This is a genomic window from Lentzea chajnantorensis (assembly GCF_054300775.1).
This window is the reverse complement of sequence record NZ_JBSDZT010000002.1, coordinates 4,150,547-4,170,720: the sequence shown is the minus strand read 5'-3', so window position 1 is coordinate 4,170,720 and position 20,174 is coordinate 4,150,547. Positions and strand designations below refer to the sequence as shown.

Genomic DNA, 20,174 nt, shown 5'->3' with positions numbered 1-20,174 from the left:
CGAGCTGCGGTCAGCTCGACGGCGATCGTCGCGGCACCGGCCAGCGGTGAGGCGGTGATGATCGCGGGCGCCGCGGCGACCCCCGCGGGCAGCTCCAGGTCGACGGTGAGGCCCTGCAGCACGGCGGGCAGCACCGTGAACGGCGCGCGGCGGGCCTCCGGCAGCGGCAGGCTGTCCCGCCACGTCCAGCGCTCCCGCGCAACCCGTTCCACGTACGGCCTGCCCACGTACGCGCTCACCGAGATCACCGCGGAACCGCCGGTCGTGACGACGGCGCCGTCGGGGCGGACCTCGCGGCGCACGGTCAGGGCGAAGTCGGTGAGGGTGAGCGAGGTCGGGGTGAACCACAGGACGTCGAGCGTCTCGTCGGGGCACACCACGAACCCCGGGGCGTGGTCGAACGGCGGCAGGTCGACGATCTCCTGCTCGACGTCCTGGTAGAGCGGGTACAGCAGGCGTTGCGGCACCTCCTCCGGTGTCCACCGGGGGATGACGCCGTAGTCGTCCGGCTCGTGCAGCAGTTCCGGCTGCTCGACGGGGTAGGAGTCGATCAGGTCGAGGGCGAGGACGCGTTCCTTCACGGCTGCTCCTTCGGGGTGGTGGTGGAGAACGGCAGGAACACCCACTCCAGGTCGGCGCCGCGCACCCCGAGCACGACCGGGTGGCTGGTGTCCATCGCGGCGATCGCGGCGCCCAGGTCCTCGGAGCGGACCAGCAGCTCACGGCTGCGGGCGCCGGCGGTGACGCGCACGCCGGTGACGGTTCCGCCGTGGTAGCGGACCTCGGTGATGCGGCCGGTGACCTGCAGGGGCAGGTGGCCGGCAAGGTCGGGTGCGGTGCCGGTGACGACGACACCGGCGCGGGCGCGGCGGGCGAACGCGGTGCCGTCGGCGTCGGCGCCGACCACGTCGAACGGCACGTCGAGCACCGCCGGTCCGCCGGGCAGGTCGACGACGTGACCGAACGCGGGCACCGACGCGGCACGGGCCGCCGCCTCCGGGTTGCCCCTCTCCCGGTCGCGGTGCGCGCGCGACGGCCGCACCCGCAGCACGAGCGGGCGTCCGGCCTCCGGGTCGGGTGTGCGTGACAACCGGGTGCGCGGCAACGAGACCTGCCGCAGCGACGAGCCGGGCGCGGTACTCACGCGCAGCAACCGCCGGCCCGGCTCGACCTCCGGTGTCTCGACGGTCAGGTCCACACCGCCGCGGACCCACGCGACCGGTTCGCCCACGACCGGCTCGCCCACGACCGGCTCGCCCACGACCGGCTCGCCCGAGACCGGTTCGGCGAACGCCGCCCGGACCGTCCACGTGCCGGGCACCTCGCCCGCGCTGTCCACGACCAGCTCGGTGCGGTCGGCGTGCTCCACCACCCGCGTGCCCGACCCCGGTGCGGCGGCGGGCTGTCCCGGTCGCTGCACGGAGATCGCGGTCGTGCGCGCCGGGAACACGAGCACCAGCGTGCCGTCCGCCGCGACCACGCCGAAGCTGACCGCGACACCCTCGTCGGCGGGCACCCGCGTGAGCAGGACCTGTTGCAGTCCCGCGGACTCCACCGCGGTGTCGCGCAGCACCGCGCCCAGTCCCGGTGCGTGGTCGGCGAGCCGGTAGCGCACGCGGGTGCCGGCGCCGACCGCGGTGGCGAGCCGGGCCAGCAGGTCCGGGTCGTCGGACACCACGTGCACGTCGGCCCGTCCGGCCAGCGTCCGCACCGAGTCCACTCCGGACTCGGTGATCGGCGTGCCGGCGGGCAACCCCAGCAGTGCCACCGCGTCCACCGCGTCCACCGCGTCCACACCGTCCACGTGCTCCCGGACGGCCGCGGCGGCACCGGCCAGGCCCGTCGCCTCCTCCGCCACCACGTGCAACCGCGCTCCGGTCGCCGCCAGGACGCTCGCGGAGGTGTCCGTGGCCTCCCGCCACCGGCCGGGGGCGCACTCCGGTTCGGCGGCCGAGCCCTCCGCCCACCACGCGGCCTCGTCGGGGGTGAGCTCGGGGACGGGGAGCTCCGCTCGCGATGCCCGCGACCACGGTGGTGCCGGACGCGGTGTGGTCGGCCTCGGCGTTCGTGATCACGAGCGCGAAGTCCTGCCCCGGCCGCTCGAACCCGCCGGTGAGCGCGTCGGTCGTGAGCGTCAGCGCGGTCACCGTGACCTCCAGCGCGCGCACTTCGCCTGCGGGGAGGTAGATGCACTGCAGGTTGTCCGCGCCCTCCTCGCGCAGCACGGCACCGGTGAGCGTGGCACCGGTCAGCGCGTTGTCGGCCGCCGTCCAGCCGCCGCGGAACCGGTCGGCGCCACCGCGCCACGTGCGTCCGCCGTCCTCCTTGGCGCGCAACGCCAGCCGGTTCACCACCGGGCTCGCCGACGCCGTGCCGCTGCCGACCGCGCCCGGCGGGTCCGTCCAGGCCAGAGTGATCTTCACCGGCCGCCCCGGGTCGGCCGCGCGGACCGGGAAGCGGCGGGTCTCCCCCTGCCCGGTCAGGAGGTCGGTCTGGTCGAACGCGAGGCGCGCCACGGCCGGGTCGAGCAGCTCGCGCAACGACAACCGGCCCCAGCCCTGCTGGTTGTTGGGGATCGGGCCACCGGTGTCGATCGGCTCGGCGCCGTTGACGACGAGCGCGCGCAGCATCGCCGGTGAGGGGTTCACACCACCGTGCCAGCGCCGCCACCACTGGGCGAGCAACGCGCACGCCCCGGCCGTTTTCGGGCTGGCGCCGGAGGACCCGCCGCCCCACGTGATCAGGTCGCTGACGTAGTCGACCTCGCCGGGGAACACGCCGTGCGCGGCGGAGGCGGTCCACTCCCCCGGTGCGACGACGTGCGGGCGGATCCGCCCGTCACCGCAGTTGCCGTGGCTGGACGGGTACGAGCCGGTGTAGACGTCGCGGACGTCGTCGCTGTCGGAGCCGCCGACGTCGGGCCGGTAGTTCTCGGAGTTGCCGGTGACGATGACGTTCTTCGCCGCCTTGGGCCGGGTCAGCCCGGACCGGCCGTTGTTGCCGGAGGAGAAGCACACGGTCAGCGGAACGCCGTCCGCGGCGCGCACCATGCTGTCGTACAACGCTTCTTCCGAGCCGTAGTCCATCGGGTCGGCGAGCTTGCGGCCCCAGGAGTTGTTCTGGATCGCGATCGACCGGCCCGCCCGCGCGGTGGTCTCGCCGCACAGCTCACGGCCGGGGCGGCCGAAGTCCTGCGACAGCACCGTCGCCGCCGGTGCCGTGCCGAGCCCGTAGCTGAACCCGGCACCGTCGCGTTCGGTCCGGTACGCCCCGGCCGCGTGACCCGCGACCATGGTGGCGTGCCAGTCCTTGCGGCCACCGGCGAGGTCCTCGGCCCGACCGGTGAACGCGGGGTGGCCGACGTCGACACCGCCGTCGACGATGCCGATCACCGCACCGGAGCCGTCGACGTGGTGCGCGGTCAGCCACTCGTCGTAGGAACCGTGCGGCCGCCCGGCGAGGTCGAGCTGCCCGGCCACGACGAGCCCGGCGACCTCGTCCTCCTGCTCGGCGTCGCCGAACGACTCCACCGACAGCACCACCGGCAGCGCCAGCAGCCGGTCCAGCCCTTCGGCGCCGACACGGGCGCGGACCCGCACGCGTTGCTCGTCGAGCACGTCGTTGCCCGCACCGGGCACCAGCTCCACGACGGCGCCGACCGCGGCGACCACCTGTGCGCGTTCCCGCGGGGCGGCGGCGAGCACCACGACCGCGTCCTCGCCGTCCTCGGCGAGCAGCGGCGGTGCGGTCTTGAGCGCGCCGGTCAGCTCGGTCACCGACCGGATCGCCGGGTCGCCCTCGCTGGTGCGCACCGCCTCGGGCAGCGCGGCGAGGTCGCTGCGCCGTCCCCGCACGAGGTAGCTGTTCTCCGGCTGGTAGCCCAGCAGCACGACACCGCGGTCGCGGACCTCGGCCAGCCACCGCGGGTCCGGTGGTGCGACGAACTCGACGTAGGCGGCGACGTCGGGCTCGTCCTCCGGCGCGGGGCGGCCCAGCGCCTGCCGGATCGACCGGCGCGCGGCCGAGACGGCGGTGCGGTTCGCCCTGGCCGGCAACCGGAGACCACCCGTGCCGACGTGGTCGCCGTCCCGCGGCCGGTCGGCCGCGGTGGCCACCTCGACCACCGCGGCACCGTTGCCGTAGGAGTGCACGAGCCGTTCGCCGGGCTGTGGTGCGTGTGCGGGCACCAGATAGGTGTGCGGCATCGTGCCCTCCCTCCTCCCTGACCGGCCGGATCAGACGGTGAGCGTCGTCCGGATGGTGTCGACGTACTCGCCGCTGCCGTCGAGGCGGACCTCGACGTCGCGGCTCTCCTTCTCGAACGCGCTCCAGTCGTCCGACGGGCGCAGTCGCACCTGCCGTGACGTGCCGTCGGCCAGCCGCACCCACAGCGAGGTGCCGCCGCGGCCGTACTCGACGCCGACGGTCCAGCCGCGGATCAGCTCACCGGGACGACCGGGCGCCGCCGGGCGGCCCGACTCCGGCCGGGGCTTCTTCGGGCGCGGCTGCTCCGGTCGCGGCCGCTTCATGCCCTCTGGCCGGCGTGCGGGCAACGGCCTGGGCCTGTGCGGTTTCGTCTCCTGGTCGGGGCGCTTCGGCGTGAGGTCCACGACGATCGGCCTGGCCTGACCGCGCACCAGGGCGAGCGCGACGTCACCGGCCTCCGGCAGCTGGGTCTCGCTGGTGACCAGCCGGACCGTGCCGGTGGTGAGGTCGGCGAGGATGAACACCGCGGTGTCGGACGGCGGGATCACCGTCTCCGGTGCCCGCCGGATGCGGCCGCCGATCTGGCCGAACGCGCTGAACTTCGCGACACCCGGCCGGCCCTGCAGGTCGAGCGGGTAGGCGAAGTTGACCGGTGTCGCGGTGTCGAGGCGGGCCGAGTCGCGCAGCGGCGCGCTCAGGTGCGGCCCCTCGTAGCTGACGTTGAGGACCAGGAAGTCCTCCGCCGGCGTGGTCGGGTTGAGGACGATGCGCCCGTTCTCGGTGACGAACAGGTAGATCTCGGTGCGGCCGACGGACGCGGAGGCCTTGATGACCATCTGGTCACCGCCCTCGCCGACGGTGCGCCGCTGCACGTCCTTGACGATCGGCCACCGCGGTGTCGCGAAGTTGAGCTGCGTGACGCAGTTGACGACGACGTCGCTGGGCCGGGTGCTGACCACGGTGTAGCGCTCGGTGCCGCCCTCCTTGCCGAACACCGGTGCCCGCGGGATGGAGCCCTCGCTGTAGCTCAGCGACACCGAGGCGCTCTCCAGCTGTTCGTCCGCGTCGACCAGGACGACCGAGTCGAACGCCTGCTGCGCGGGCACGTTCGTCAGGCACGCCGGGTCCAGGCCGCTGAACAGGGCCGCCAGCGAGATGTCCATGGTCTGGGTGAGCCAGGTGGTGCCGCGGAACTCGATGCGCTGGGTGAAGTCGATCGCGTCGGACTGCTGCTTCCACTTGAGCGCGAAGCCGGCGCCACCGAAGAACCCGCCGCCGTGCTCGGCCTGGGCGGGCGCCACCTCCGGCATCGGCGCGAAGATCTGCTCGAACAGGATCTTCTGCGCCTGCTGGGAGAACGTCTTCACCATCTCCTGGCGCAGCGCCTCCAGGTCCGGCGGCAGGCCCTGGTTGAAGAACACGACCTCGACGGTGCCGTTGCGGGTCAGCTCGTCCCACGCGGACTCGATCTTGGCGCTGCCGCCGAAGAAGAACCCGTTGTAGCTCACGTCGAGCGCGGCCGAGAAGTGCTCGAACATGCGGCGCCCGTGCACCCGCACCTCGGCGCCGATGTCGGGCATCCGGCGCAGGTATTCGTAGCTGATCGTGATGTCGCCGTTGATCCCGGTGCCGGTGCGGATGCCCTGCGCCCACTCCAGCGCGCCGACCTCGGTCAGGTTCGCCATGAACGACAGCGACCCGCCGGGCGTGCCGACGTCGCGCTCGTTGTGGGCCTGGTCGGAGGCACCCGCGATGGTGGGCAGGTTGAGCCGCGCCTTGCCCTTCTGCGTGGTGAGCGGGTGGAACCGGACCAGGTTCGGGTCGGCGATGCCCTGGGCCGCGACGAGCGCCTTGGCCTGGTCGATCGTGGCCGCGTCCATCGTCGGCGTGGTGTTGACGGCGATCGTCGCCGCACCGCTGGCGATCTTGATGCTGCCGTCGGGCTGCTGCGTGGTGTAGGTGGTGACCGCGACCCCGGGCTTGCCCCGGTCGTCGAGCATCAGCCGCGGCTGTCTGGCGACGTAGAGCACCAGGTTGGGCTGGTCGCAGTTGTAGAGCGTGTAGTTGCCCGCCGTGCCGAGCGCTCCGGACAGGCTGACCGGGACGCTCTCGGTGAGGAAGGTTGCCATGGTCGTTTCTCCTCGTGTCGGATGCCTGGCGATCAGCCGTGCACCAGCGCGGTCTCGGCTCCGGCGCCGAACTCGCGGTCGAACCGGGTGAAGGTGATGTGCTCGGCGGTGCCCGCGAACGGCGGCCACGGGTCGTTGACCCGCACCGAGGTCCCCTCCGGGGTGCCGTCGCCGTCGATCCCGCAGACGACGACGCCCCGGTGCGGCGCGTCCGGCCGGACCGCCCAGACCGGGCCCCACTCCCGCAGCAGCGCCGCCCAGTCGCGCGGGGACAGGCCGGTCACGCGTTCCTCGGCCAGCCGCCACGTGCCGACGGCCGCGCGGATGCGCTGCCACGGGTAGGAGGTGTCGAGGTCGAGGCCGGCGTCGGCCGCGACCTGTGCGGGGGTGATGGCCTTGTGCTCGCGGGCTTCGACCAGCGCCGCCAGTGCCGCCGCCCAGCCGGACGTGGTGGTCGGCTGCGGCACCAGCGCCACGGGCACGGTCACCGAGACGGGCCGGCCTGCCTCGGCGTCCGGCGGGACCTGCCTGCGCACCAGCGGCGTGCCGAGCGGCCGGTCGGACACCTCGTCGCCGGCCTCGTCGCCGGTGAGGACGCGCAGCGATCCGTTCTGCACCAGCAGCAGCACGACATCGGCGTCGGCCGGGAGCTCGCGAGAACCCTGGACGAGCTGTCCGCCCACGGAACCGGCGACGATCACCGTGCAGAGGGCGTGCCGTTCGCCGGTTGCCGGGTAGTGGACCGTCACCACGCCGTCCGGTGCGAGGGTGGCCGACCAGACGGTGTTGCCGCACCTGGCGGTCAGGCTGACCACGTCGTCCGCACGCCCGGCGAGCCGGTCGTCGTCGAAGACCGCCAGGAAGATCTCCTGCTTCACCAGCCACTGCTCCGGGCGCACGTGGACGTGCGGTGATCCGGGCTCGGTGGTCTCGTGCACCGACACCACGGGCAGGTGCGGCGCGCTGAAGACGATCTGGGTGCGGTGCTCGACGGTGAGCTGCGCGGGGTGCTCGGTCGTGACCGTGGTCGTGCGGGTGCCGCCGGCCTTGTCGAAGGTCAGCACCGCCGGTGGCCGCAGGTCGCCGAAGTCCAGCGACACCGACACCGAGGCCACGAGCTCGCACGGCTGAACGGTCACCTGCACGGGCACCGACACTGCGGCGTTAACGTCGCGCACCACGCTGGAGTCCAGTCGTGCCAACAACTCCGCGACGCTTGCCACGGTGGTTCCGGTGAGCCAGGTCAGCCCACCGACCGTGACGCTCAACGGCAGGTCCGGCACATCGGCGGCCCGTTTCCAGCGCAGCACGCAGATCGGCGGGCCGGTGGTGGCCTCCTGCCGGACGGCGAACATCAGGTCGAACAGGTTCTCCCTGATCTGGTCGACGAGGGCGTCCCTGGCGGCGAGCAGATCGCCCGCCGGCGCGCCGCTGAATGTGACCTCGACCGCGCCGGTGCGCACGAGCTCGGCCCACGCGGCCCGGATCTCGCCGGTGGTGCCGGAGATCTCGCCGTCCTCCGCTCTGGTGAGCGTCGCCGCCAGTCCGTTGTAGACCTTGCGGCCGTGCAACCGGACGACGGACGTGGCCGGTGGCATCAGCCGCGGGTACGAACAGCTCAGGGTGATCGTTCCGGCCACCGGACCCTTGTCCGTGACCGCCGCCGCCCACCGGTCGGCCTCGGCCGCGGCGAGCTCGACCTGCACCGTCGTGCCGGTCGTCGTGGTGCGGACCGCGTCGACCTCCGCGGACAGCACGGCGTCGCGCACCGGCATCGGCACGTAACGGGGGTCTTCGCCGAGGTAGCCGTCGGCGCGGATCGCCCGCGTCCAGGTGTCCTGCAACGACAGCAGCACCGCCGGGTCCTCGGTGAGGCTGCCGGAGAACTCCAAGGTGGCCGCTCCCCCGGTGGTCCGGAAGCCGGTGCCGGTCCACTCCCGGTAGCGGGTGACGGTGGCGATGGGCCGTCGTTGCGAGTCCACGGCGAACCGCAGCTCCGTGCGCTGGTAGAGCAGCACCTGCGGTTCCGTGCTCGCCCAGATCCGGTAGCCGCCGACGTCCCAGTGGGCGGCGTCCGCGGCGACCGCGGTCAGCGTCTGCGTCGGGGCGCTCATGACCGTCACAACCAGATCGCGTCGAAGACGGCCTGCGGCAACGCGGAGTCGTCCCGCGCGTAGGACCACCCGGCGACCGCGCCCTCCATGTCGGTGATCGCGTTCTGCATCTCCAGCACCTCGTCGTCGCTGAGGTCACCGACGACGGTGTTGACGTCACACCCGACTGCGGCGGCGACGTTGTTGGCGTAGCGCACCGGGTCGTTGCCGTCGGAGGCGGGCGCGTACCGGTTGAACGCCGCGAGGATCGACAGGTGCGCGTAACCGGGCCCGCGCAGCAGCTGCCGGATCGCGTCGTAGCCCAGGTCCCAGGACGGGAAGATCATGAAGTTGTGCCAGTTGACCTTGCCGGGGTAGGCGCCGTAGGTGGGCCCGCCGGCGGTGATGTTGCCGGGGTTGTTGTTGAGCCAGGAGAAGCTGCCGTCGCCGCCCCTCATGTGCGGCTGTCCCTCCACGACCTCGTTCCCGTACACGACGAAGTTCGAGATCTCCCACCCGTGCCCGCCGTAGTCCTGCGGCGCGCTGGTCCCGAACCACTGGGACTGGGGGATGTTCTTCGTGCGGGAGACGTTGCCGTTCCAGTACCAGAGAGCGTCACCATCGTCGAGAGCCATCGCGCTCACCCACCTCCGGACTCCAGGGGTGACCACGGCCGTCAGCCGGGTCGGCACCCTGAGGCTCCGTCGGGGGTTCGCTGATACAGGTCTTGTGGTTGTTCACACTTTTGGACCAGTTACGGCTACGCCAAGTGGTCGTGTGGTGACGCTGGTGCTTGCGGTTCCTCGACCGGGCCTGCTCCATCCGGACCAACTGCGAACCGAACGGAACCGCGTGACGCAGCGTTGCGTCATCCTTTCGAGCGAGGAAGTACCGCGTTCGGGGAGGGACGTCACGGTGCCCGTGCAGACCAGCGTGAAGACCACCGGAGGCCTGTGATGTCGAACCCCCTGGTGGTCAAGCCCGACGCCGCGCCGTCGGGGTTCATGAACGCGGGTACCGGCGACAACGGCTGGGCCACGGGCATTTCCATCGCCGAGTCGGCGATGGACACGTTCAACGGCATCAAGGACGGCAACTGGATCGAGGGTGGCCTCGGCATGGTCGGCCTGGTCGCCGACGCCGCCTCGATGGCGATCGACCCGTTCGGCACCCTGCTGTCCTCGGCGGCCTCGTTCCTGATGGAGCACATGCAGCCGTTGAAGGAGGCCCTGGACTGGCTGGCGGGCAACCCGCCGGTGATCGAGTCGTACTCGACGACGTGGGGCAAGGTCGCCGAGGAGGTCGGCAAGGTCGCGGCGGAGTACAAGTCCGCGGTCGACGGCACCTCTGCTTGGACGGGTCCTGCCGCGGACGCTTACCGTGCTGCGGCGGGTGGTCAGCTGGACGCGTTGTCGGGTGCTGCTTCGGCCGCTGGGTCCGTGGGGACCGTTGTCGGTGTGATGGGCATGGTCGTCGGGTTCGTGCGGGAGATGGTGCGCGACCTGATCGCGGACCTGGTGGCGAAGCTGATCACGTGGGTGCTGGAGGCCGTGTTCACGCTCGGTTTCGGCACGCCGGTGATCGTGGCGCAGGCCGTGACGGCGATCTCGAAGTGGGCCACGCGGATCGGTGAGCTGATCCAGAAGCTGATCAAGACGATCAAGAAGGTCTCGCCGCTGCTGGGCAAGCTGGTCGAGATCTTCACGAAGATCATGAAGGTGGTCGGGAAGCTGGTCGGCAAGGTGACCGGCCTGGACGTGATCTCGACGAAGTCCATCAAGCCCGGTGGGCTGTTCCACAGCACGAACTCGCCGGACCTGACGCCGTCCGGGTCTCCGTCGGGGTCGCACTCCGGTTCGCCGTCTTCGTCCACTCCGGACTCTTCGCCTTCTTCTCCCTCGTCGCCTTCTTCACCGTCCTCGCCATCTTCACCCTCGTCGCCTTCGTCTCCGGACAGCTCGCCGTCGCCGTCGTCTCCCTCGTCGCCATCGGCACCTTCTTCTCCCTCGTCACCGTCGTCGACTCCGGACGGCCCTTCGCGCGCTCCCGACAGCTCGTCGCCGTCGTCGACCCCGAGCCCGTCCCGCACGCCGGATGCCCCGTCCACTCCGGACAGCTCGCCGTCGTCGCTCGGCTCGCCTTCCAGTCCTGCCTCGCCGTCCTCGACCCCGGACGCCCCGGCAGCACCTCCGCGCAACACCGGCCAGACCACCCAGTCGTCGGTCGCCACCCCCGAGGCCCCGCCGCGCACGGACGTCCCCCACGCCCCGCAGTCCTCGCGCACCCCGGACACCACCCCGTCGTCGTCCCAGTCGGGCCCGATGGGCGGCACCCCGAACGCCGGCGGCAACACCCCGTCCTCCCCCACCGCAGGCCGCCCCGGCAACCAGGGCTGGACCGGCACCCCCGGCTCCCGCGGCGACACCGGCTCCGGCATGCCGTCCCAGCGCACACCGGACACATCACCTTCCTCGGCCCGCCCGTCCGCTCCGTCGCAGCCGAACTTCAGCCCGTCCTCCCCGAACACCCCGCACTCGCCCAGCGCACCCTCCGCGCCGCACGCGGGCACCCCGAGCGCACCCCACGGCGGCCCCACCGCGCCGTCGGCTCCCAGCACTCCCAACGCGCCGCACAGCCCGAACACCCCGTCGTCGCCGAACGCGCCTTCCAGCCCAGGAACCCCGCACAGCCCAGCCGCTCCCCACGGCGGCCCGAGCGCGCCTTCGGCTCCCAGCGCCCCTCACAGCCCCAGCGCCCCCTCGGCTCCGAACGCACCCTCGGCACCGAGCGCGCCCCACAGCCCGAGCGCGCCCCACAACGGCCCGTCGGCACCGAACACACCCTCGGCACCGAGCGCGCCCCACGGCGGCCCCTCCACGCCGCACACGCCTTCGGGCCCCGGCGCACCACACAACCCGAACGCCCCGCATTCCCCCGACGCACCGCAGGGCCCCGGAACGACCTCGGCCGCAGGCCGCACGGACGTGCCAACCCGCCCGCAGTCGGCCACCCCCCACGCCGACGCTCCGCACACCACCCCGAACTCCCCGCACGTGCCTCAGCAGCAGGGCTTCTCGCCGCCCCCCGGCAGCCCGAACGCCCCGCACGCCGGCACCCCGCACACCCCAGGCACCCACAGCCCCGGCGGACGCCCCGACGCCCCGGGCTCACGCCCCGACGGCCCCCGCCCGGACGCCTCACGCCCCCGCATCGACGCCCCCGGCGGCCACCCCAACGGCCCGAGCAGGCCGGACTCCCCCGCACCGCACCGTCCAGGCCCCAACCACCCCGACGGCGCACGCCCCCGCGGCTTCGACAACCCCACACCCCACCCCGGCCAGCGCCCCGACGCACCCGGCCAGCCGCACAACCGTCCCGACGGCACCCGTCCCGACGGCACCCGTCCCGACGGCACCCGTCCCGACGGCACCCGTCCCGACGGCACCCGTCCCGACGGCACCCGTCCCGACGGAACCAGGCCTGACGGGACCAAGCCTGACGGCACCCGTCCGGATGGCACCAAGCCCGACGGCACGCACCCCGACGGCACCAAGCCGGACGCGACGCACCCCGACGCGAACAAGGCCGACGCCCCCAACCACCACGACGCGGACGGCCGCTCGGACGGCGACTCCCCCAACAGCCACGGCGACGAGCCCCGGCCCGACCCGATCGAGGCGCACAACCGACACGCGGAGACCACCCAGGCCGGCGTCTCCCACCACGGCGGCGACTCGGACATGGGCGACCTGCCCCACCGCGTGCCGAACGACCCGCGGTTCTTCACTGCGGACGTCCACGTCACGCCGGACGGCCGGGCTCGCATCGGCGGCCACGACTACACCCCCGCCGAGTACGCGGACATGCTGCGCCGCGGCGGGTACGACGGCAGCAAGCCCGTCCGGCTGATCGGCTGCGACGCGGGCAGCAACGACTTCGCCCAACAACTGTCGAAGCACCTCGACGCACCGGTGGTCGCGCCGACCAAGCCCGCCTGGACCGACAGCCGGGGCCGGGTGTTCACCAGTGACGCGGAGATCGGCCCGGACGGCACCCGTCAGCCGAAGATCCCGCCGAACGGCGAGTGGGAGACCCACCACCCGGACGGCACGAAGTCCAAGGCGAGCGAGGACGGGTTCGCGCCCGGCACCGACCCGAAGGACAAGGACGGCCTCGACCCCACCGACGCCAAGGACCGGCCGGGCAAGGTCGACAAGACCAACGTCGTCGAGGTCGAGAAGCCCGAGAACAACATCCCGATGAAGGACCGGATCCAAGATCCGGACTACCGCGCGAAGTACTACGACGAGCGTTCCGACGGCTGGCACCGCAAGAAGATCGGCGAGGAGGACGCCTCCGGCGATCCCGTCCCGAAGATCCGCGAGAAGGACGGCCAGTTCATCGAGACCGACAAGGAGACCCCGACCAGCGGGAAGTACCAGCCGGACCCGGACAACCCGAACAAGGACTGGGCCTCCAACCGCAGGGCGGGCGAGCAGGAGGTCGACGACTTCGTCGATGCCAACCGCGGCCACCCCGACAGGGACGTCGAGAAGGTCGTCACCGACCGCCAGAAGGCGATCGAGGACCTCGATCAGGCCAAGAAGGACCACGACAGCGCACCCACCGACGACACCGCGGAGGCCAAGCGGGACGCCTTCGAGCGGCAGACCAACGAAGGCGAACGCCTCGGCGACCTCGCCGGTGAGAACGCCATCCCGGTCGAGTTCGGTTCGCCGGCCACCCGGCTGGACCCGAACCTCGGCGGGTCGGGCCGGTTCGACCAGATCTGGGAGGTGCCCGACGGCAACGGCGGCACCAAGTACGTCCTGGTCGAGGCGAAGGGCCCGAACGGCACGCTCACGCCGCGCCGCGGGTTGGACGGCGAGCTCTACATGCAGGGCCACCCCGAGTACGCGAAGAGCATCCTCCAGGAGATGGTCGACAAGCGACTGACGCCGGAGCTCGAAGCGAAGATGCGTGCCAACGGCGCGACCGACGCGGACATCCAGGCGCACAAGGACGCGCTGAAGACGGAACGCGACCTCGCGCGGAAGATCATGTCGGGCTACCCGGACAACGCGGAATACGTGCACGTCAAGGCACAGGTCAAGACGGAACCCGTCCCCGGTGGCACCGACACCCGTGACGTCTACGATGGGTACACGATGAAGAAGTTCCAGTGACTGAAGCCCCAAACCCCGCAGGAGAGTGAGTTTCCAGGTGGTCACCGTGCAGCGTCATCCGACCGACGCGGAGTGGGCTGAGGAACAGCTGGAGTACTACGTCACGGTCGTTCCGGAGGGCGCGCCGAGCGTTGAGCAGTCGACCGAACGACTGAGCGTGCTGCACCCCGCTGCGCTCAGCCGCCTCGGCTACGCCACGGTGCTCGACCCCACCGCGGAAAACCTGACCACCTGGGACGCCGTGGTGCAGGCGATGCAGGTCACCACCGGCATCTTCGCCGCGGCCGGCGCCACCGAGGGCACGGTCGAGTGGCTGATCGGTGAGCGGACAGTTCAGATCCCCGCCACCGGGCCGGTGCACTACGCGAACTTCAAGCGGTGGCTGGACGCTTTCTGGCTCGCGGCGATCGTCCGCGACAAGAAGTGCCTCGACCTGCTCGCCTCCTTCCCGTTGGACATCATCAAGGAGTCGGTCGGCCAGTACGAGGAGTCCGACGCGTTGTGGGCTCGCGCTCTGCAGATGTTCACGAAGAGCGAGCCGGGCATGGCCGAAGCGCTGGCCGAGGCGATGGCCGCGACCGACCCCGAACGGCTGAGGGTCAGCACGCCGGATTACGCGCTGCGCCTTGCCTTCCCGGTGATGAACGCGTTCCTGAACATGGTGCGCAGCAACCACGAACGCGAGTTCAACGAGGCTCTTGTGCAGGCGCTGGAACAGTTCAAGGCCTACTGGACGGAGAACAGCGAACTCGCCGACAACCCGCGCGGGTTCGTCGCGCTGGCTCCGCTCGGGCTCGCGTGCATTGCGAAGGACTCCGGGTTGAACGTCGAGGTCGAGTCGGACTACCTGCCCAAGCACCTGCTGCTCGGCTCGTGGGTCGGCGAGTACCGGACTTCGTGACCGTTCTCCGTGTTCCTGAAATCTGTGCTTTCGAGCGGTGGCTGAACGATGAAGGTTCCCCGGCATCCCACCGACGCCGAGTGGGCTGAGGAGCAGCTGGAGTACTACGTCACCGTCGTCCCGGAGGGCGCGGCGAGCGTCGAGCAGTCGGCCGCGCGCCTGCCCGTGCTGCAGATGGGCGCGGTCGACCGGATCGGCTATGCCACGGTGCTCGACCCGACCGCGGAGAACCTGACGACGTGGGACGCCGTTGTCCAGGCGATGCAGGTCACCACCGGGATCTACGCTGCGGCCGGCGCCACTGAAGGCACCGTCGAGTGGTTGATCGGCGAGCGGACGGTCCACATCCCGGCGACCGGGCCGGTGGAGTTCGCGAACTTCAAGCGGTGGCTGGACGCCTTCTGGCTCGCGGTGATCGTCCGCGACAGGAAGTGCATCGACCTGCTCGCCTCGTTCCCGTTGGACATCATCAAGGCGTCGGGTAACCAGTACGAGGAGCTCGACGCACTGTGGGCCCGCACGCTGCAGATGTTCACGAAGGGCGAGCCGGGCATGGCCGAGTCGTTGGCTGAGGCCATGGCCGCGACCGACCCGGAACGGCTGAGGGTCAGCACGCCGGATTACGCGCTGCGCCTTGCCTTCCCGGTGATGAACGCCTTCCTGAACATGCTCCGCAGCAACCACGAGCGCGAGTTCAACGAAGCGCTCGTGCAGGCCCTCGAACAGCACAAGGCCTACTTCACCGCGGACAGCAAGCTGGCGGACGACCCGCGTGGGCTCATCGCCCTGGCCCCGCTCGGGCTCGCGTGCATCGCCAAGGATTCCGGGCTGAACGTCGAGGTCGAGTCGGACTACCTGCCCAAGCACCTGCTGCTCGGCTCGTGGGTCGGCGAATATCGGACCTCCTGCGCACCGGTCTCGCCTCGGTGAAGCTCCGCGAACGCTGGCACCAACTCGCCGGGGAACTGGCGCCGTCGTTGCCAGGCCGGTGGTCTCTGCGCGGCCGGGGCAAACAGACGGTCCTGGTCCAGGAGCCATGGGACTGGACCGTCTCGTGGATCGGCTTCGACAAGAGCGCGTACTCCGACGAAGGCTGGTTCTTGGCGGCTGTCGAACCTCTTGTGCTCGACCGGTTCCGATGGGCGCTGTCCTACGGGATGCGCATGGACGAGGTACGCGGCGGGCCGCTTGGCGTGGACCTCTGGTCGGACAACGTCGGCCAGGTGCTCCACGACTTCGTGCACAACGCGGCGCTTCCGGAGCTCGACCAGTGGACGGTGGAGGAACTTGCGAGCGGGGCCGAGAAGTCGTTGCTGCGGCCCGTTGATCGCAGGCGTCCACCGCACTACTGGTTGATGGCACCGGGTTGTCGCCTCATCCTCGACACTGGCTCGCCAGAGGACCCTTTGCGGCAGATCATCGCTTACTACACCGAGCGGGAGGCGTTCCGGAGTGGGCTCATGTTCTACGAAGAGCTGCTTGACCGCTGGCAGAACGGCGGACGCGGCGAGGCGCTGAGGTTCCTCGAGTTCGACCGCGACCGCAAGGTCGAGGAAGCGGGTCTGACTCACGCGGACTTGCGGTGGGTGAAGTCTTGAAGCTGGAAGAACGTTGGCACGAGCTGGCCCGGAAACTGCCGGGCCAGTGGTCGGTGCGAGGTCGGGGCGACCTCACCGTGCTGGTCCGGGAGCCGTGGGACTGGACCGTCTCGTGGATCGGCTTCGAGCGGAGCTCGTTCTCCGAGGAGGGCTGGTTCCAGGCCGCTGTCGAACCGCTGGTCCTCGAGAGCTTCCGGTGGGCCAGGACGTTCGGGCTGCGCATGGACGAGGTGCGGGGCGGGCCGAGGCGAGTCGACCTGCGGTCCCCGGAGGCCGGGCAGGTGCTGCACGACTTCGCGCACAACGCGGCGCTGCCGTTGTTCGACAAGTGGACGGTGGAGAAGTTTGCCGGCGCCGCAGACAGGTCGATGCAACGTCCCGTTGAGCAAAGGCGCCCGCCGTACTACTGGATGCTGGCGCCCGGATACCGCGTCGTGCTCGACACCGGCTCACCGGAAGAACCGCTGCGACAGGTCATCGACTACATCAACGAACACGGCAAGTTCACCAAGTCGCTCCCGTTCTACGAGGAGCTGCTTAAACGTTGGCAGACCGGCGGACGCGGCGAGGCGCTGAGGTTCCTCGAGTTCGACCGCGACCGCAAGATCGGGGAAGCGGGTCTGACCCACCAGGTCGACTGAGAGACACCGGGCGTGTTGGTCAACGCTTGCGCCGGCGCGGTGCCGCGGAACGGGGTGGGGCCGCGCGCATGTGGTCGCGGACCGGGGTCAGCAGGTCCGCGAGAGCCTGGACGTCATCAGGCGACAGGCGGTCGAACAGCAGGCCGCTGACCACCTCGATGTGACCGGGGAGCACCTGCGCGAGCAGGGTGCGGCCGGTGTCGGTGATGGTGACCGTGACGCCGCGTTCGTCGTCGGGTGACTGCGTGCGGGTGACCAGGCCCGCCTTCTCCAGCAGGCCCACCTGGTAGGTCAGGCCGCTGCGGCTGTAGACGACGCCGTCGGCGAGGTCGGTCATGCGGTGGCTGCCGGCGGGCGCGTCGCCGAGGCGGGCCAGCAGTTGGAACTGCACATAGCTGAGGTCGCCTGCCTCCTTCAGCTGTTGCTCGACCGCGTGCCGCAGCAGGCTCGTCACCTCGACGAGCGTGAAGTACGCGCCGAGCTGGGCCGGGTCGAGCGACGGCGGTGGGGCGGGCATGCCCGGCAGTCTACTGCTTCGAATTCGAAGTGACAGCGGGCACATCTCTTGCTTCGAATTCGAAGCAGGCTGTAGCGTCGTCCTCAGTTGCTTCGAGTTCGAAGCACACCAGCGGAAGTGGGAGAGCCATGAAGGCAGTGCGTTTCCACGAGTACGGCGGCCCCGAGGTCCTGCGCCACGAGGACGCGGAACAGCCGCAGCCCGGTGCCGGCGAGGTGCGGGTCCGGGTGGCCGCCACGTCGTTCAACTCCGTCGACGGCAACATCCGCGCCGGCTTCATGCAGGGGGCGATCCCGGTGGAGCTGCCGCACACGCCCGGTCTCGACGTCGCCGGCACGGTCGACGCGCTCGGCGAGGGCGTGACCGGCTGGTCCGTCGGCGACGAAGTTGTCGCCTTCCTGCCGATGACCAAGCCGGGTGCGTCCGCCGAGTACGCGCTCGCACCGGCCGAAGCGCTGGCACGGGCACCCAAGGGGATTCCGTTGGCCGATGCCGCCGCACTGCCCGTGGTGGGGCTTACCGCGTGGCAGGCGCTGTTCGACCACGGCCGGCTGAAGGCCGGGCAACGGGTGCTGGTCAACGGTGCGGGTGGAGCGGTCGGCGGGCACGCCGTGCAGTTGGCCAAGGGCGCCGGTGCGCACGTCATCGCCACGGCCAGCCCGCGCAGTGCCGAGGCCGTGCGGACCGCCGGGGCCGACGAGGTCGTCGACCACACCGCCACGAGCGTGACCGCGGCGGTCACCGAGCCGGTTGACCTCGTGCTCAACCTGGCGCCGGTCGCCCCGGAGGAACTGGCCGCGCTCGTCACGCTGGTGCGACCGGGCGGGGTCGTCGTGAACACCACGGTGTGGATGCCCGCGCCCTCCGACGAGGCACGCGACGTGCGCGGCATCGACCTCTACGTCCGCAGCGACGCCGAGCAGCTGGCGCGGCTGGTCGGGCTGGTCGACCGCGGCGAGCTGCTCATCGACGTCGGTCAGCGGGTGCCGCTCGCCGAGCTGCCCGCGCTGCACGCCGCGGGTGCGGTGGCCGGCAAGGTCGTCGTCTTCGTCGGCACCGGGACTGAGGAGGACGACGACGGCGGTGGGGTCAGGCGACGACGACCTCGACACCGGCCGCGCGCAGGCGGTCGAGGTCCGCGGCCGGGGCGGAGGAGTCCGTGACCACCACGTGCACGTCGGTGATCGCGGCGATGCGGGAGAACGCGCGCTTGCCCACCTTCGACCCGTCGGCGAGCACGACCACGCGGTCGGCGGTGCGCAGCAGGCAGTGGTCGGTGTGGGCCTCGACCTCGTCGTGGGTGGTGATGCCGCCGCGGGCGTCGACGCCGTCCACGCCGAGGAACACCACGTCCAGGCTGATGCCCGCGAGCGCGCGGTCGGCGATCGGGCCGACGAGCTCGTAACTCTCCGGGCGCACGCCGCCGCCGGTGACCACCAGGTCGATGGTCGGGCGGGAGCACAGGTCGGAGGCGATGTTGAGGGCGTTCGTCACGATCTTGAGCTGGCGGGCGACCGCGAGCAGGCGGGCCAGCTCGGTGGTGGTCGTGCCGCCGTTGAGACCGACCGAGTGGACGGACCCGGTCACGAACCTCGCGGCGGCCTCGGCGATCTGGCGCTTCTCCTCGCGCCGGCCCACCCGGTAGCGCAGCGGCAGCTCGTAGATCACCTCGGCCGCGACCGCGCCGCCGTGGGTGCGTTTGAGCAGCTTCTGCTCCTCCAGCGACTGGAGGTCGCGGCGGATCGACGCGACGGACGTGCCCAGGTCCTCCGCCAGCTCGGTGACGGTCACCGAGCCCGACTCGGCGAGCCTCTCCAGGATCGTGGCGAGGCGCTGCTCTTGACGCATTCGATCAGAATAGCGCACAAATTGTGCCCGTTTGGGCGCGAAACGATGCACTAAAGCGGACACTGAACTGGAAACGATCAAACAAGCAACTGATCTGATCAAATATGATTGGTCACCGGTCTCATTAGGCCTTCCTCGCTACAGTCGCTCACATCCGATCACCAACTGAGCGATCAAGGAGTGTGGCGTCCATGGCCTCCCCTGCCCGCGCCCTCGCCGGGGCCGCGCTCGCCGCGGCCGCACTGACCGCCTGCGCCGCCGGTCCCCCGGCCTCGGCCGGCGCCGCGGTCGAGCCGTCCGCTGCCGCCGCCATCGAGAAACCGCCGACCAGCGGCGTGCTCGACTACCAGCTCGGCGCGGCCTACACCCCTCCGGCCGGCGTGACCCTGGTGACCCGTGACAGCAGCGCGTCACCCGCGAGCGTCTACTCGATCTGCTACGTCAACGGGTTCCAGACCCAGCCCGGTGAGAAGAGCCTCTGGCTGAACCAGCGCAGGCACCTGCTGCTCGAGGACTCCTCCGGCAACCCGGTCGTCGACCCCGGCTGGCCGGACGAGTTCCTGCTCGACACCTCCACCCCGGCCAAGCGCACCGAGCTTCGCCTCGATCATCGGCGCCACCATCGACCTGTGCGCGAACAAGGGCTTCAAGGCCGTCGAGGTCGACAACCTCGACTCGTACCTGCGTTCCCGCGGCAAGCTGACCGTGGGCGACAACCTCGCCTACGCCAAGCTCCTCGCCGACCGCGCGCACGGCAGGAACCTCGCGATCGGCCAGAAGAACTCCGCGGAACAGGCTGCCCAGGCGAAGTCCCAGGTCGGCTTCGACTTCGCCGTGTCGGAGGAGTGCCACCGCTGGGAGGAGTGCTCGTCCTACAGCGACGTCTACGGGAAGAACGTCATGGACGTCGAGTACACCGACGACCTGCGCGGCACGTTCGAGGACGTGTGCGGGGACCCGGACACCCCCGCCGTCACGACGTTGCGCGACCGCTTCCTCGTCGGGCCGAACGACCCCGGCTACGCGTTCGACCACTGCTGACCACGTGAGCGGCC

General features: G+C 71.2%; 16 protein-coding genes and 2 pseudogenes. 11 read left to right on the top strand and 7 right to left on the bottom strand.

The window, feature by feature from the left end:
* Positions 1-54 precede the first annotated feature (54 nt).
* Positions 55-441: a hypothetical protein gene (locus ACVDFE_RS21090; protein WP_458431546.1), complete on the top strand. Its 387-nt coding sequence runs from the start codon at positions 55-57 to the stop codon at positions 439-441.
* A gap of 136 nt (positions 442-577) precedes the next feature.
* Here ACVDFE_RS21090 and ACVDFE_RS21085 read toward each other — a convergent pair whose 3' ends face one another.
* Positions 578-1,867, bottom strand: coding sequence for a hypothetical protein (locus ACVDFE_RS21085; protein WP_458434483.1), 1,290 nt, complete (start codon positions 1,865-1,867; stop codon positions 578-580).
* Between the two features lie 149 nt (positions 1,868-2,016).
* Between ACVDFE_RS21085 and ACVDFE_RS21080 the strand changes: the two genes are divergently transcribed.
* Positions 2,017-2,187, top strand: a complete 171-nt coding sequence (locus ACVDFE_RS21080; RefSeq protein ID WP_458434482.1) for a hypothetical protein — start codon at positions 2,017-2,019, stop codon at positions 2,185-2,187.
* Between the two features lie 422 nt (positions 2,188-2,609).
* Here the strand turns inward: ACVDFE_RS21080 and ACVDFE_RS21075 are convergent.
* Positions 2,610-3,392, bottom strand: a pseudogene (locus ACVDFE_RS21075) (S8 family serine peptidase); the annotation flags it as partial.
* Here ACVDFE_RS21075 and ACVDFE_RS21070 point away from each other — a divergent pair.
* Positions 3,300-4,226, top strand: coding sequence for a hypothetical protein (locus ACVDFE_RS21070; RefSeq protein ID WP_458434481.1), 927 nt, complete (start codon positions 3,300-3,302; stop codon positions 4,224-4,226). The pseudogene ACVDFE_RS21075 and the gene ACVDFE_RS21070 overlap by 93 nt on opposite strands.
* A 9-nt stretch (positions 4,227-4,235) precedes the next feature.
* Here ACVDFE_RS21070 and ACVDFE_RS21065 read toward each other — a convergent pair whose 3' ends face one another.
* The 3 genes from ACVDFE_RS21065 to ACVDFE_RS21055 are packed head-to-tail and all read right to left on the bottom strand — an operon-like array spanning position 4,236 to position 9,063.
* On the bottom strand, positions 4,236-6,335 hold the full coding sequence (locus ACVDFE_RS21065) for a hypothetical protein (RefSeq protein ID WP_458431545.1): 2,100 nt from the start codon (positions 6,333-6,335) through the stop codon (positions 4,236-4,238).
* A gap of 32 nt (positions 6,336-6,367) precedes the next feature.
* On the bottom strand, positions 6,368-8,449 hold the full coding sequence (locus tag ACVDFE_RS21060) for a papain-like cysteine protease family protein (RefSeq protein WP_458431544.1): 2,082 nt from the start codon (positions 8,447-8,449) through the stop codon (positions 6,368-6,370).
* Positions 8,450-8,454: 5 nt separating this feature from the next.
* Positions 8,455-9,063, bottom strand: coding sequence for a hypothetical protein (locus ACVDFE_RS21055; protein ID WP_458431543.1), 609 nt, complete (start codon positions 9,061-9,063; stop codon positions 8,455-8,457).
* Positions 9,064-9,384: 321 nt separating this feature from the next.
* Here ACVDFE_RS21055 and ACVDFE_RS21050 point away from each other — a divergent pair, with 321 nt between their 5' ends.
* From ACVDFE_RS21050 to ACVDFE_RS21030, 5 genes are read left to right on the top strand one after another with little or no spacing between them, the layout of a single operon-like run.
* Positions 9,385-13,614: a PPE domain-containing protein gene (locus ACVDFE_RS21050; RefSeq protein ID WP_458431542.1), complete on the top strand. Its 4,230-nt coding sequence runs from the start codon at positions 9,385-9,387 to the stop codon at positions 13,612-13,614.
* Between the two features lie 46 nt (positions 13,615-13,660).
* Entirely contained in the window at positions 13,661-14,515 is an 855-nt protein-coding gene (locus ACVDFE_RS21045; RefSeq protein ID WP_458431541.1) for an immunity 49 family protein, read from the top strand.
* A 48-nt stretch (positions 14,516-14,563) separates the two neighbouring features.
* Positions 14,564-15,445, top strand: a complete 882-nt coding sequence (locus ACVDFE_RS21040; protein WP_458431540.1) for an immunity 49 family protein — start codon at positions 14,564-14,566, stop codon at positions 15,443-15,445.
* Positions 15,442-16,113 carry a hypothetical protein gene (locus tag ACVDFE_RS21035; protein WP_458431539.1) on the top strand — a complete coding sequence of 224 codons (672 nt, stop codon included), beginning with the start codon at positions 15,442-15,444 and terminating at the stop codon, positions 16,111-16,113. Before ACVDFE_RS21040 ends, ACVDFE_RS21035 begins: the two co-directional genes overlap by 4 nt.
* Positions 16,110-16,754 carry a hypothetical protein gene (locus tag ACVDFE_RS21030; protein ID WP_458431538.1) on the top strand — a complete coding sequence of 215 codons (645 nt, stop codon included), beginning with the start codon at positions 16,110-16,112 and terminating at the stop codon, positions 16,752-16,754. The genes ACVDFE_RS21035 and ACVDFE_RS21030 overlap by 4 nt, the downstream gene beginning before the upstream one ends.
* A 19-nt stretch (positions 16,755-16,773) precedes the next feature.
* Here ACVDFE_RS21030 and ACVDFE_RS21025 read toward each other — a convergent pair whose 3' ends face one another.
* Positions 16,774-17,271, bottom strand: a complete 498-nt coding sequence (locus ACVDFE_RS21025; RefSeq protein ID WP_458431537.1) for a MarR family winged helix-turn-helix transcriptional regulator — start codon at positions 17,269-17,271, stop codon at positions 16,774-16,776.
* A 128-nt stretch (positions 17,272-17,399) separates the two neighbouring features.
* Between ACVDFE_RS21025 and ACVDFE_RS21020 the strand changes: the two genes are divergently transcribed.
* A complete protein-coding gene (locus tag ACVDFE_RS21020) occupies positions 17,400-18,434 on the top strand; it encodes an NADP-dependent oxidoreductase (protein ID WP_458431536.1) in 1,035 nt (344 codons plus the stop codon).
* On the opposite strand, the gene ACVDFE_RS21015 is transcribed toward ACVDFE_RS21020, so the two are convergent.
* Positions 18,361-19,119 (bottom strand): DeoR/GlpR family DNA-binding transcription regulator, encoded by a 759-nt coding sequence (locus ACVDFE_RS21015; RefSeq protein ID WP_458431535.1) that lies wholly within the window; start codon positions 19,117-19,119, stop codon positions 18,361-18,363. The genes ACVDFE_RS21020 and ACVDFE_RS21015 overlap by 74 nt on opposite strands.
* Before the next feature lie 191 nt (positions 19,120-19,310).
* On the opposite strand from ACVDFE_RS21015, the pseudogene ACVDFE_RS21010 reads away from it, so the two are divergent.
* A pseudogene (locus tag ACVDFE_RS21010) lies at positions 19,311-19,661 on the top strand (endo alpha-1,4 polygalactosaminidase); the annotation flags it as partial.
* A gap of 64 nt (positions 19,662-19,725) precedes the next feature.
* A complete protein-coding gene (locus ACVDFE_RS21005; protein WP_458434369.1) occupies positions 19,726-20,160 on the top strand; it encodes an endo alpha-1,4 polygalactosaminidase in 435 nt (144 codons plus the stop codon).
* Positions 20,161-20,174: the final 14 nt, after the last annotated feature.

Bases quoted from the DNA above. Each gene is read 5' to 3' on its own strand.
- ACVDFE_RS21080 (WP_458434482.1), top strand. From the start codon at position 2,017: ATGCCCGCGACCACGGTGGTGCCGGACGCGGTGTGGTCGGCCTCGGCG.
- ACVDFE_RS21065 (WP_458431545.1), bottom strand. From the start codon at position 6,335: ATGGCAACCTTCCTCACCGAGAGCGTCCCGGTCAGCCTGTCCGGAGCG.
- ACVDFE_RS21060 (WP_458431544.1), bottom strand. From the start codon at position 8,449: ATGAGCGCCCCGACGCAGACGCTGACCGCGGTCGCCGCGGACGCCGCC.
- ACVDFE_RS21055 (WP_458431543.1), bottom strand. From the start codon at position 9,063: ATGGCTCTCGACGATGGTGACGCTCTCTGGTACTGGAACGGCAACGTC.
- ACVDFE_RS21050 (WP_458431542.1), top strand. From the start codon at position 9,385: ATGTCGAACCCCCTGGTGGTCAAGCCCGACGCCGCGCCGTCGGGGTTC.
- ACVDFE_RS21040 (WP_458431540.1), top strand. From the start codon at position 14,564: ATGAAGGTTCCCCGGCATCCCACCGACGCCGAGTGGGCTGAGGAGCAG.
- ACVDFE_RS21025 (WP_458431537.1), bottom strand. From the start codon at position 17,271: ATGCCCGCCCCACCGCCGTCGCTCGACCCGGCCCAGCTCGGCGCGTAC.
- ACVDFE_RS21020 (WP_458431536.1), top strand. From the start codon at position 17,400: ATGAAGGCAGTGCGTTTCCACGAGTACGGCGGCCCCGAGGTCCTGCGC.
- ACVDFE_RS21015 (WP_458431535.1), bottom strand. From the start codon at position 19,119: ATGCGTCAAGAGCAGCGCCTCGCCACGATCCTGGAGAGGCTCGCCGAG.